The organism is Streptomyces noursei (assembly GCF_001646665.1).
Classification (GTDB): Bacteria; Actinomycetota; Actinomycetes; order Streptomycetales; family Streptomycetaceae; genus Streptomyces; species Streptomyces lavendulocolor.
In genome coordinates this window covers 174,355-186,287 of record NZ_LWBU01000101.1, presented here as the reverse complement: position 1 = coordinate 186,287, position 11,933 = coordinate 174,355, and the positions used below count along the sequence as shown (strand labels likewise).

Annotated in this window: 10 protein-coding genes; 7 read left to right on the top strand and 3 right to left on the bottom strand. The window is 71.3% G+C overall.

Annotation, left to right across the window (positions count from 1 at the left end):
• The first annotated feature begins 114 nt into the window (after positions 1-114).
• Positions 115-1,209, top strand: coding sequence for a hypothetical protein (locus A4V12_RS10410; protein ID WP_064068974.1), 1,095 nt, complete (start codon positions 115-117; stop codon positions 1,207-1,209).
• A gap of 443 nt (positions 1,210-1,652) precedes the next feature.
• Here A4V12_RS10410 and A4V12_RS10405 read toward each other — a convergent pair whose 3' ends face one another.
• Both A4V12_RS10405 and A4V12_RS10400 read right to left on the bottom strand, forming a co-directional pair.
• The gene (locus A4V12_RS10405; RefSeq protein WP_064068973.1) at positions 1,653-2,129 is read right to left on the bottom strand and encodes a Rieske (2Fe-2S) protein; all 477 of its coding nucleotides are present in this window, start codon (positions 2,127-2,129) and stop codon (positions 1,653-1,655) included.
• Positions 2,130-2,194: 65 nt separating this feature from the next.
• Positions 2,195-4,324, bottom strand: a complete 2,130-nt coding sequence (locus tag A4V12_RS10400; protein WP_064068972.1) for a S9 family peptidase — start codon at positions 4,322-4,324, stop codon at positions 2,195-2,197.
• A 198-nt stretch (positions 4,325-4,522) separates the two neighbouring features.
• Here A4V12_RS10400 and A4V12_RS10395 point away from each other — a divergent pair, with 198 nt between their 5' ends.
• Positions 4,523-6,520: an APC family permease gene (locus A4V12_RS10395; RefSeq protein ID WP_064068971.1), complete on the top strand. Its 1,998-nt coding sequence runs from the start codon at positions 4,523-4,525 to the stop codon at positions 6,518-6,520.
• Between the two features lie 114 nt (positions 6,521-6,634).
• Here the strand turns inward: A4V12_RS10395 and A4V12_RS10390 are convergent, their stop codons facing one another.
• Positions 6,635-7,231, bottom strand: a complete 597-nt coding sequence (locus A4V12_RS10390; RefSeq protein WP_199831256.1) for a hypothetical protein — start codon at positions 7,229-7,231, stop codon at positions 6,635-6,637.
• 405 nt (positions 7,232-7,636) lie between these two features.
• On the opposite strand from A4V12_RS10390, the gene A4V12_RS10385 reads away from it, so the two are divergent.
• The 5 genes from A4V12_RS10385 (at position 7,637) to kdpB (ending at position 11,929) form a co-directional block, all read left to right on the top strand.
• Positions 7,637-7,726, top strand: a complete 90-nt coding sequence (locus A4V12_RS10385; RefSeq protein ID WP_064068969.1) for a potassium-transporting ATPase subunit F — start codon at positions 7,637-7,639, stop codon at positions 7,724-7,726.
• A 123-nt stretch (positions 7,727-7,849) separates the two neighbouring features.
• Positions 7,850-8,035 carry a hypothetical protein gene (locus A4V12_RS34615; protein ID WP_079136953.1) on the top strand — a complete coding sequence of 62 codons (186 nt, stop codon included), beginning with the start codon at positions 7,850-7,852 and terminating at the stop codon, positions 8,033-8,035.
• Positions 8,032-8,121: a K(+)-transporting ATPase subunit F gene (kdpF, locus tag A4V12_RS10380; RefSeq protein WP_018845955.1), complete on the top strand. Its 90-nt coding sequence runs from the start codon at positions 8,032-8,034 to the stop codon at positions 8,119-8,121. Before A4V12_RS34615 ends, kdpF begins: the two co-directional genes overlap by 4 nt.
• An 8-nt stretch (positions 8,122-8,129) precedes the next feature.
• Positions 8,130-9,794: a potassium-transporting ATPase subunit KdpA gene (gene kdpA / locus A4V12_RS10375; RefSeq protein WP_064068968.1), complete on the top strand. Its 1,665-nt coding sequence runs from the start codon at positions 8,130-8,132 to the stop codon at positions 9,792-9,794.
• The gene (kdpB, locus tag A4V12_RS10370; RefSeq protein WP_064068967.1) at positions 9,791-11,929 is read left to right on the top strand and encodes a potassium-transporting ATPase subunit KdpB; all 2,139 of its coding nucleotides are present in this window, start codon (positions 9,791-9,793) and stop codon (positions 11,927-11,929) included. The genes kdpA and kdpB overlap by 4 nt, the downstream gene beginning before the upstream one ends.
• Positions 11,930-11,933 lie beyond the last annotated feature (4 nt).

Below are 11,933 nucleotides of genomic sequence, written 5' to 3'. Positions count from 1 at the left end.
GAACGGTGATGCTCAGCGTCGTGGCTGTGCTTCGGCCCCACAGCGAAGGGGAAACACGTTGGCCGGTCTGCCACGGAGCTGCGACGATGCCCCTGTTTCCCGAGCGGAGGACGTTTGTTCGTTTTCGTGTGTGTGCGGTGTGGCTCCGAGCTGACCGCCCCGTTGTCCCAGGTCGCCCTGCCGGCCCACGCTCGCCAGAAGTACGGGAACGGGCTTCAGCTCCCGGTGCTCATGGAATCGGGGACGTTCGCCGTGGAACCGGAGCCCTGGGGGCCGCCGTGGCGAAGGTGGGAGGAGATCGATCCGGACGAGGCGGCTGCCCGCGGCGCCCACGCGCCGGTCCACGCCCTGTCCGACGGCGTGTCCGGCGCGGTTGTCATCGCACCGGGGGACACCCGTGGCGCCGTGCTGGTCCCGGAGAAGCGCGGCGGCGCCTGCTGTGGCTTCGACGGGGGTGACGGCCCCAACATGGCCTGCGCGGCGTGCGGTCTTCTCGTGGCGAGCAGGGTCGACGACTGCTCGCTCTGGCAGGCCGTTTGGCTCGCCCCGGACGCCGTGCGCCGCCTTCCCGTCGAAGGCGCCGACGCCGGGCTGTCGTCCTGGGCGGATCTGCTCGCGGAGGGGGCCGGCGTGCCCCCGTCCGAGCCGATCGCCTCGTGGGGAGAGCCGTTCCGGGCGAGCGACCGGTGGCACTGGAGCCCACGGTGGGTGGCGGCGGCCGGGCAGGCGCTCGCCCACCTCCTGGTGGCCTCCGAAGGCCGGGCGGTAGCCGTGCCGGACGGCCTGACCGCAACAATGTTCCAACGCGCCCTCGACACCCTGCTGCCGGCCGGTGGGCCGAGGCGGCGCGCCGTCCTGGCCGGACCGGGACAGCCGGCCCACGACGGCGCCGACATCCTCCTCGTGCCGTCCCACCCGCAGACCGGGAAGGCATGGACCCCGGCCACTTCGGCGCGCTTGGTCCCGTTGCCGTTCGGGGTGTGGCTCCGGCTGGTCTTCCCCGAGCCGCAACTGCCCGCCCCCTCATCGGGTCCCATGCCCGACGGCGTCCTTCGCGACGACCCGCCCACGCCGAACGTCCATGACGTGTTCCGGATCGACTGGGAAGTCTTCCGACGAACCCTGTCCCGGCTGCCGGCCGTCCGCACCCCGTGGCTGCGCGAGATCCACGACCACCTCACGCAGCACGTGCGCACCGGCCTCCTCTAGCGGAGTGACAGAAATGCGCTGAAGCAGCTCGCACGCCGCGGCGAGCTCTGACCGCCCAGTGGTCGAGCCGAGCGCCACCGCGTTCGGCGGGAAGATTGGCCGACGTCGACGCCTGGATGGCGAGGGCCGAAGCCTCGTACGAAAGGCGCCGGACCGGTTCCTTCTGGGACGACCACCAGCACGACTGACGCCCTGTCGACCGACAGCACCGCGGGGGCCCCGCGCGAGCGGGTGGGACGGGGACCGTCGTCCGGGGTGAGCGGCCGGGGCGGGCGAGGCGGCCCGGGAGGTGGTCGGTACGGGTGGCCGGCGGCCGCGGCCGGGCGGGAGGGCCGGGGCGGGCGAGGCGGCCCGGGAGGTGGTCGGTACGGGTGGCCGGCGGCCGCGGCCGGGCGGGAGGGCCGGCGAGGAGGTCGTACGCCCGCCCTCCGCCGGCGGCGGTGTCACGCCAGCCTGATCGCGTCGCCCTCCACCACGATGGACGCGGCCGCGAGCGGAGCGGTGGCAGGGCCCGCCTTGACGCTGCCGTCACCCGCGTCGAACTTGCTCCCGTGACACGGGCAGTTGATGATCCCGTCGGCGACGTCCTTGACGGCGCAGCCCGCGTGCGTGCACTTCGACGAGAAGGCCTTGAACTGGCCCGCCGCCGGCTGCGTCACCACGACGTCGCCGACGACCTTGCCGCCGCCCTCGGGGATGTCCGCCGTCTTCGCCAGCACCTTGCCCCCGGCCCCCGCCCCGGTGCCGCCCCCGGCGGCCGCGCCCGCGGAGCTCCCGCCCGCCGGTGTGTCGCCGACGGACGACGCCGGTGCGTCCGATCCCCCGCAGGCGGTGAGCACCGCGGCCAGGCCGGCCCCACCCGCCGCCGCGACGACGGCACGGCGCCCCACCGCTCCGCTGGTCCCCTGCGCTCCGGTCATGTCCCGCACCCCTTCCGTGGTGGTCAACGCGTCGTGGGGGAGTACGGGAGCACGGCCGGAGGCGTTCAGCCGCCCAGGGACCCGCGCAGGAACTCCACCTCCGCCGTCAGCAGACCGCTCGCCATGTCCTCACGGGTCACCTGGTGGGTCGCTCCCGGCAGAGGCAGGACACTGTGCGGCCGGCCGGCCGCCAGCAGCGCGGCGGAGAGGCGCAGGGTGTGCGCCGCCACCACGTTGTCGTCGGCGAGCCCGTGCACCAGGAGCAGCGGCCGGGTGAGCAGGTGTGCGTGCGGCACATGGGAGGAGCGGTCGTACTGTTCCGGCCGAACGTCCGGGTGGCCGAGGAAACGCTCTTCCCAGTGCGTGTCGTAGAGCCGGCGGTCGGTCGGGGCGGCGCCCGCCACAGCCGCGTGGAACACGTCCGGGCGGTGCAGTACGGCGCCGATGGCGAGGTACCCGCCGTACGACCAGCCCCGGATGCCCACCCGCCCGAGGTCCAGGTCCGGGCAGCGGCCCGCCGCCGCGTGCAGCGCGTCCACCTGGTCCTCCAGGGGCGCGGTCAGCCGGTCGCCGTGGACCGCGGTCTCCCACGTCCGGCCGCGCCCCGGCGTCCCGCGCCCGTCGGTGATCAGGACCGCGAAGCCCTGCTCGGCGAACCACTGCGCCACCGCGCCGTGCCACCCGCCCGCCCGCACGGCCAGCTGCACGCCGTGGCCGCCGTACGGGCTCAACAGCACCGGCAGCCGGCCCGAACCGGGCCTGTGCCACGACGGCAGGTGCAGGTGGGCCCGGAGCCGCCGCGCCCCCAGTGACAGGTGCACGGGCCGGGGCATCACCAGGGGCGTCGCGGCCCGCACGGCGATGCGCCCGGCCGGCTCACCGCCGTGCAGGACGGTCACCGTGTGCCCTCCCGGCGTCCGGCTGTCCAGCACCACGGTGTCGCCGCCCACCGCCGCGGTGTGCACGCCCGGTTCGTGACTGACACGGCCGAACCCGCCTTCCGGGTCGTACGCCCACACGTGCGTCTCGGCGGGGTCCTCGCCGGCGGTGAACCACACCCGCTCGCCGACCGCCCCCAGGACGGCACGCACGTGCAGCCCCGGCGGGCTCGGCACGTCACCGACGCGCAGTCCGCGCACGTCGTCGCGTACGCCGGTGAGGACCGGCGCCCCGCCGGCGGTGCGGAATGGAACGCCGGGTGCGAGGGCCACCCAGGCCGGGTCGCGGCGGACCGCCAGGGGGCGGGTGCCGCCCGTGGCGGGGTCGACCGCCAGCCACTGGACCGTCCGCTGGTCACGGGTCTGGACCTCGGCGAAGGGTCCGGTGGCGTCCCAGCCGGCGGCCGTGACGTACTCGAACCGGGTGTCCGTCCAGGCGCCCGGCGGATGGCCGTCCGCGTCCGCCGCCTCCGGCATCCGCACGGGCGTCCGCCGCCCGTCCAGGCGGACGACGTGCAGCGACACCTCCGCGTTGGACGTGCCGGCGGCCGGGTAGCGGACGGCGCGCGGCGGCTTCGCCGGATCGGCCGGGTCCGTGAGGTACCACCGGCCCACGCGCGCGTGGTCGGTGCGTGCCACCAGCAGGGCGTCCCCGTCCGGCGACCACCAGTGCCCGCGCGTCCGCCCGATCGACTCCGCCGACACGTGGTCCGACAGCCCGTACGTCACCTCCGGCCCCTCCGGCACGGCCAGCGCCCGGTCCTCCGCCCCGTCGGCGGTCCGGACGACGCGCAGGGCTCCCTCCGACACGTACGCGACGAGCGAACCGTCCGGCGACGGCCGCGGGTCCACGGCCGGCCCCGCCGTCGGCACCCGCCACGGCGCGCCGCCGCCGGTGCGTACCGCCCATACGGCACCGCCCAGCGCGAACACCGCCACGCGCGCGTGCCGGTCCACGGCGTAGCCGGTCACCCCGCCGGACGTGACTCGGGCGCGCTCCCGGCGCACCCGCTCGGCCTCCGGCACCTCGCCCTCCGCGGCGCCCAGCGCGGTGGGGTCGGCCAGCAGCCGCTCCGTCCCGTCCTCGTACAGCCACAGCCGCCCGACGGGGTCGGTCCCCGAACCGGTGCGCACGAACAGCACCCGCCGGCCGTCGGGGGAGACGGCGAACTCCCCGGGGACGCCGAGCGAGAAGCGGCGGGTACGGGCGAACTGCGCCGGAAAACCGGGCACTTGGAGGGTGGTCGCGGCGGTCATGGGGGAGATCATGACAGGCACGTAATACGGATGACGTTTTCAGGGTCTTCAGGGGTCGTGCCGCGTTCACGCGACCGGATTCTCCCCAGGGGTGCCGTCCCGGCGGCCTGTGGTGGCATGCAGGCCGGCCCATCGGAGGATCGTGCCGTGAGTGCGACGGCATCCGTGACCGGTGCGCTGAGCAGGCAGGAAAGGCCGATGGGGGATATGGACGACGAGACCGGACCTGCGGTGCCGGAAGTGGTGGAGAGCCCCGCGCTGCGGGCGCAGCCGACCGGCAAGGTGGCCCGGTGGATGCTGCACCACCAGGTGCAGCCGGTCGGACCCGCGGCCGGTGAGGGGCACGGCGAGCCGCACGCCTGGTGGAAGGTGATGTGCCTGACCGGGGTGGACTACTTCTCCAGTCTGGCCTACGTGCCGGCGATCGCCGCGCTGGCGGCCGGGGCCGTATCGCCGTTGGCGACGCTGCTGATCGTGGCGCTGACTCTGCTCGGGATGCTGCCGATGTACCGGCGGGTGGCGAAGGAGAGCCCGCACGGGGCCGGGTCGGTGGCGATGCTGGAGGACCTGCTGCCGTTCTGGTGGGGCAAGCTGTTCGTGCTGGTCCTGCTCGGCTTCGTGGCGACGTCATGGATCATCACGATCACGCTGTCCACCGCGGACGCCTCCGTGCACGTGGTTGAGAACCCCTTCTTCCCCCAGGCCCTGCACGGCCACGAGGTCGCCCTCACGGTGGCGCTGCTGCTCGTCCTCGGCGGAGTGTTCCTGCTCGGGTTCAGCGAAGCGGTCAGCGTGGCCATCCCCCTGGTCGCGGTCTTCCTCGTGCTGAACGCCGTCGTGATCGCGGTGGGCCTGGCACACGTGGTCACCACCCCGGGAGCCTGGTCCGCGTGGACGGATGCCCTCGTCGAAGGCGGAGGTGGCCCGGGCGACCTGCTGGGCCCGGCACTGCTCGCCTTCCCCCTGCTGGTGCTCGGCCTGTCGGGCTTCGAGACCGGGGTCAGCATGATGCCGCTGGTCGCCGCCGAAGGCGCTGATGAGAAGCAGCGCCTGCGCTCACGCATTCGCAACACCCGCAAGCTGCTGACCACCGCCGCGCTCATCATGAGCGTCTACCTGCTGTCCGCAAGCTTCGTCACCACCGTCCTCATCCCTCACGAGGAGTTCGAACCGGGTGGCGCCGCCAACGGCCGCGCCCTGGCCTGGCTGGCCCATGAGCACGTCGGAGAGACCTTCGGCACCGTCTACGACATCAGCACCATCCTGATCCTGTGGTTCGCCGGTGCCTCCGCCATGGCAGGACTGATCAACATCGTCCCCCGCTACCTGCCCGACTACGGCATGGCCCCGGAATGGGGGCGTGCCGTACGACCGGTCGTCCTCGTCTACACCGCCGTGTGCATCGCCATCACGATCGCCTTCGACGCCGACGTGGACTCCCAGGCGGGTGCCTACGCCACCGGCATCCTGGCCATGATGGTCTCCGGCGCCTTCGCCTTCGCCGTCACCGTCTCCGTCGCTCGCCGTCGCCGTCGCGCGACCGCCATCGGCTTCGCCCTCCTCACAGCCGTCCTGTTCTACGCCCTGGGCGCCAACATCATCGACAAGCCCGACGGCATCGCCATCTCGGGCTTCTTCATCGCGGGCATCATCATCGTCTCGCTGGTCTCCCGGGTCTCCCGCACCACCGAACTGCGCGCCGACCGTATCGTCTTCGATGCCGCCGCCCGTCGGTTCATCACCGACACCCTGGCCCACGACAACGCCATAAACATCATCGCCAACCGCCGTGAGGCCGGTGACCACGCCGAATACAGCGCCAAGGAGCGCGAGCAGCGCGGCACCAATCCCGTGCCCGCCCCGGCCGACGTGCTGTTCCTGGAAATCGACGTCGTCGACCCCTCCGACTTCAGCGAGACCCTCACCGTGCGAGGCGTCGAAGTCGACGGATACCGCGTCCTGCGCGCCGAAGCCCCGGCAGCGCCCAACGCCATCGCCGCCATCCTGCTCGCCCTCCGCGACACCACCGGCATCCAGCCGCACTGCTACTTCGCCTGGGCCGAGGGCAGCCCGCTCAAGCACATGTTCCGCTACTTCCTCCTCGGCCGCGGCGACACCGCACCCGTCACCCGCGAGATCATCCGCAAGCACGAACCCGACCCCACCCGCCGCCCCGGCATCCACGTAGGCGGCTGACCGCCGAGGTTCCGGGACCAGGTGATGGTCCAACACCTGGTCCCGGCCACGCGTCCGGTGGGCGGCCGCGTACCTTCCAGCCGGCGCGACGACCCCCGCGGAGTGATCGGGGCTTCATCCCCGAGTACGTCGTGGGGTCCACCGCCCGCGCCCCCGGATCGACGCGCCGCCGGGCGCCTGTCCTCGGGCCGGAGCCGGTCCACCACCGGAGAGCTCGAAGACGGTGCGCGATATCTCCCGCTCGGCGCGCCGGGACAGTTCCCGTAGCGGGGTGGCCCCGCACAGCAGAGTGCCCCGCCCCAGCGACGCACGGACGCCGACATCGAACAGGTGCCACAGGGCCGGATCGTCGATGAGGACGCGCGGGTCGAGGACGACCTGTGCGCCGGCGAGATCCCGTAATACAAGTCGCTCGGCGACGCCGTCCGACCAGTGGACCGATACGAGCAGGTCGGTGCGGATGCTATGACGGCTCAGCAGCCCATGTGTCGTCAGCCATCCGGGGCCGGCGGTCACGCGAGAAGGCAGGAGCACGACGAACAACAGCGCGGCGAGTACCGTCCACACAGTGAGCCTGGCCGCGTTGAGGCCCCCGGAGAGGCCGTCGACGGCCAGGAGCATCAGCAAGAACACCGCGGAACAGCAGCACGCGCCGCGCGCTTTCCCCGGCCAGCCCTCGTCGGTCACGGACCGAGGGATACGTCGTCCCATGCGTCCGACGCTACGGATCGCCGACAGGCAGGGGCGCCGACGTTGACAAAGCACTGACGGCGCGTGGACGAACCTTGACGAGGTGTTGACCACGGCGTCAACAAGTGCTGAAGGCAAGCTGGTCGACTGTCGTCGCGCCTCCAGTGCCGTACTCCCGCAGCCGCAGAGGAGTGCGGGCTGAGCACATCCCCGCGGAGGAGCTCATCGCACCCTGCTGACCGGCCGGACTGCTGCACGGCGGAGACGTGCCGGCCACCGCGCACGCCCAGGCGCACGCGCCGCGTCAACGTCGTGTCAGCTCTCACCGATGCACCGCCATGGTGTCGTCAAGACGACTGGTGGCCCCGTCTCCGCGGCGGGACCCTGCCCGTACGGAAGGTCACTACATCAAGGAGTCGGTCCGGTATGGAAGCGGAGAACGTCGTCGGGCTCATCGTCGCCCTCGCCCTCGTCGGATACCTGGTGGCAGCGGTGAGGTACCCGGGGAAGTTCTGACGCGCGGACGGCCTGTGTGACCGGGCGGTGCCGCCCCACACCGCCGCGCCGGCTTCGAGCCGCACAGGCCACCGCGGCCGAATGACGGCGTACGGGGTCCGTCAATACCGAGCTGACGGCCGTATGGGAGCCGTCAACGAGCTCTGCGGCCTGGCTGAGACGCGGTTTCCTCGAACGGTCCGAGGGACGGATCTTCATCTCATCGTCTTCATTCAGGAGCTCTCGATGGCCGACGTGGCCTTCGTCGTCACCACGATCGCGGTGTTCGCGCTGGTGGCCTTCATCGCCAAGGGGGTGGCGAAGCTGTGACTGCCGAGAACATCGTCGGGCTGGTCGTGGCCGTCGCTCTACTGGGTTACCTGGTCCTCGCCCTGGTCAAGCCGGAGAGGTTCTGAGCACATCCATGAGCCCTTTCCTCGCTGGTGTGCTCCAGATGCTCGCGCTGATCGCCGCGCTGGCCCTGGCATACCGCCCGCTCGGCGACCACATGGCCCGGGTCTACTCCTCCGACCGCCACCTGCGGGTGGAGAAGTGGATCTACAAGACCATCGGCGCCAACCCCGACGCCGAGATGCGCTGGCCCGCCTACCTGCGCGGTGTCCTGGCCTTCTCGGTTGTGAGCGTGCTCTTCCTCTACGGCCTGCAGCGGCTCCAGGGCGCGCTGCCCGGCTCGCTCGGCTTCGTGTCGATCGACCCGGACCAGGCGTTCAACACCGCCGCGTCGTTCGTGTCGAACACCAACTGGCAGTCGTACTACGGCGAGCAGGCCATGGGCCACGTCGTGCAGACCGGAGGCCTGGCGGTGCAGAACTTCGTCTCCGCCGCCGTCGGCATCGCGGTCGCCGTCGCGCTGGTACGCGGCTTCGCCAGGTCCCGCACCGGTGAGCTGGGCAACTTCTGGGCCGACCTGGTGCGCGGTGTCGTCCGGATCCTGCTGCCGATCTCCGTCATCGGCGCGATCGTCCTGGTCGCCTGTGGCGCCATCCAGAACTTCACCGGCATCCACGAGGTCGGGCAGTTCATGGGCGGCTCCCAGCAGTGGAACGGCGGCGCGGTCGCCTCGCAGGAGGTCATCAAGGAGCTGGGAACGAACGGCGGCGGCTACTTCAACGCCAACTCCGCCCACCCCTTCGAAAATCCCAACGGCTTCACCAACCTGTTCGAAATCTTTCTGATCCTCCTGATCCCGTTCTCGCTCACCCGCACCTTCGGGCGGATGGTCGGCTCTCTGAGGCAGGGCTACGCGATCCTCGGCACCATGGCGACCATCTGGGCCGGGTTCGTGCTGCTGATGTGGGCAACGGAGTTCGCCGGCCACGGTCCGGCCTTCGAGGCCGCGGGCGGTGCGATGGAGGGCAAGGAGACCCGCTTCGGGATCGGCGCCTCGTCGATCTTCGCGGTCTCCACGACCCTGACTTCCACCGGTGCCGTGAACTCCTTCCACTCCTCGTACACCGGGCTGGGCGGCGGGATCACGATGCTCGGCATGATGCTGGGTGAGATCGCGCCCGGCGGAGTGGGCTCCGGACTGTACGGCATGCTGATCATGGCGATCATCGCGGTGTTCATCGCCGGACTGATGGTCGGTCGTACGCCCGAGTACCTGGGCAAGAAGATCTCCACCCGCGAGATCAAGCTGGCGGCCTGCTACATCCTGGTCACCCCCGCGCTGGTGCTCTGCTTCACCGCCGCCGCCATGGCACTCGACACCCCGGTGACCTCCATGACGAACAGTGGTGCGCACGGTTTCTCCGAGGTCCTGTACGCCTACACCTCCGGCGCCAACAACAACGGCAGCGCCTTCGCCGGCCTGAACGCCGACACGCAGTGGTTCAACACCACCATCGGACTCGCCATGCTGCTCGGCCGGTTCGTGCCGATGGTGTTCGTGCTGGCACTCGCCGGCTCGCTCGCCGAGCAGACGCCGGTGCCCAGGACGGCGGGCACCCTGCGCACGGAGAAGCCGCTGTTCACCGGCCTGCTCGTCGGCACCATCGTCATCATCGCCGGCCTGACCTACTTCCCCGCCCTCGCGCTGGGACCGCTCGCCGAAGGACTGGCGTCATGACCACCGACGTAACGAAACAAGAGAACCCCATGTCCACGGCCTCTGCGGCCCCAGCGCCCCACCACGATGTGCCGACGGGTCACAAGCCCGACGCGGGCCGGGTCGCCGGCGGCCTGTTCGACCCCGGGCAACTGGTCACGTCCTTCCCGGACGCGATCCGTAAGCTCAACCCCCGGGTGATGGTCAAGTCCCCGGTGATGTTCGTGGTCCTCGTCGGCTCCGTCGCCACCACGCTGCTGGCTTGTAAGGATCCCGGCGACTGGTTCGGCTGGGCGATCGCCGCGTGGCTGTGGCTCACCACGATCTTCGCCAACCTGGCCGAGGCGGTTGCCGAGGGCCGCGGCAAGGCCCAGGCCGACACGCTGCGCAAGGCCAAGACCGACACGGTCGCCCGCCGTCTGGGCGACAGCGGCGAGGAGCGCGTGCCCGGCACCGAGCTGCGGATCGGCGACCTCGTCGTGTGCGAGGCCGGCGACATCATTCCGGGCGACGGCGACGTCGTCGAGGGCGTGGCGTCCGTCGACGAGTCCGCCATCACGGGCGAGTCGGCGCCGGTCATCCGGGAGTCCGGCGGCGACCGGTCGGCCGTCACCGGCGGTACGAAGGTCCTGTCCGACCGGATCGTCATCAAGATCACGACGAAGCCCGGCGAGACGTTCATCGACCGGATGATCAACCTCGTCGAGGGTGCCGCCCGGCAGAAGACCCCCAACGAGATCGCGCTGAACATCCTGCTCGCCTCGCTCACGATCGTGTTCCTCATCGCCGTGGTGACCCTGAAGCCGTTCGCCGTCCACGCGGGCGCCGACGCGCAGACCTCGATGATCGTCCTCGTCGCCCTGCTGGTCTGCCTGATCCCGACGACGATCGGCGCGCTGCTGTCGGCGATCGGCATCGCGGGCATGGACCGGCTCGTCCAGCGCAACGTGCTGGCCATGTCGGGCCGCGCCGTCGAGGCGGCGGGTGACGTGTCGACGCTGCTGCTCGACAAGACCGGCACCATCACGCTCGGCAACCGGCAGGCCGCCGAGTTCGTGCCCGTCAAGGGCACCACGGCCGCCGAGGTGGCGGACGCCGCCCAGCTCTCGTCGCTCGCCGATGAGACGCCCGAGGGCCGCTCCATCGTCGTACTGGCCAAGGAGAAGTACGGGCTGCGTGAGCGCCACCAGGGCGAACTGGCCCACGCCGAATGGATCGCGTTCACGGCCCAGACCCGGATGTCCGGCGTTGACGTCGACGGGCGCAAGGTCCGCAAGGGCGCGACGGCTTCGGTCATCGCGTGGGTGAAGGAGCGCGGCGGCCGGGTCGCCGACGACGCCGACGAGATCGCGAACGACATCTCGGAGGCCGGCGGCACACCGCTGCTCGTGGCGGCCGAGGACGACAAGGGCGTACGGGTCCTGGGCGTCATCCACCTCAAGGACGTCGTCAAGGAGGGTATGCGGGAGCGGTTCGACGAACTGCGCCGCATGGGCATCAAGACGGTGATGATCACGGGTGACAACCCGTTGACCGCCCGGGCCATCGCCGAGGAAGCGGGAGTGGACGACTTCCTCGCCGAGGCCACCCCCGAGGACAAGATGGCCCTCATCAAGCGGGAGCAGGCCGGTGGCAAGCTCGTCGCGATGACCGGCGACGGTACGAACGACGCCCCCGCCCTCGCCCAGGCCGACGTCGGGGTGGCGATGAACACCGGCACCTCGGCCGCCAAGGAGGCCGGGAACATGGTGGACCTCGACTCCAACCCCACCAAGCTGATCGAGATCGTCGAGATCGGCAAGCAGCTCCTCATCACCCGGGGCGCCCTGACCACGTTCTCGATCGCCAACGACGTGGCGAAGTACTTCGCGATCATTCCGGCGATGTTCGCGATCGCCCATCCCGGCCTGGACAAGCTCAACATCATGGGCCTGGCCTCGCCCGAGTCGGCGATCCTTTCCGCGGTGATCTTCAATGCGCTGGTCATCGTCGCTCTGGTGCCGCTGGCTCTGAGGGGCGTGCGGTACCGGCCCATGAGCGCCGACCGGATGCTCCGCCGGAACCTGGGGATCTACGGCCTCGGCGGCCTCGTCGCACCGTTCCTCGGCATCAAGCTCATCGACCTGCTCCTCTCCCTCATCCCTGGCGTCGGGTGACCAC

Bases quoted from the DNA above. Each gene is read 5' to 3' on its own strand.
- A4V12_RS34615 (WP_079136953.1), top strand. From the start codon at position 7,850: ATGGGAGCCGTCAACGAGCTCTGCGGCCTGGCTGAGACGCGGTTTCCT.
- A4V12_RS10395 (WP_064068971.1), top strand. From the start codon at position 4,523: ATGGGGGATATGGACGACGAGACCGGACCTGCGGTGCCGGAAGTGGTG.
- kdpB (WP_064068967.1), top strand. From the start codon at position 9,791: ATGACCACCGACGTAACGAAACAAGAGAACCCCATGTCCACGGCCTCT.
- A4V12_RS10385 (WP_064068969.1), top strand. From the start codon at position 7,637: ATGGAAGCGGAGAACGTCGTCGGGCTCATCGTCGCCCTCGCCCTCGTC.
- A4V12_RS10400 (WP_064068972.1), bottom strand. From the start codon at position 4,324: ATGACCGCCGCGACCACCCTCCAAGTGCCCGGTTTTCCGGCGCAGTTC.
- A4V12_RS10390 (WP_199831256.1), bottom strand. From the start codon at position 7,231: ATGGGACGACGTATCCCTCGGTCCGTGACCGACGAGGGCTGGCCGGGG.
- A4V12_RS10405 (WP_064068973.1), bottom strand. From the start codon at position 2,129: ATGACCGGAGCGCAGGGGACCAGCGGAGCGGTGGGGCGCCGTGCCGTC.
- kdpA (WP_064068968.1), top strand. From the start codon at position 8,130: ATGAGCCCTTTCCTCGCTGGTGTGCTCCAGATGCTCGCGCTGATCGCC.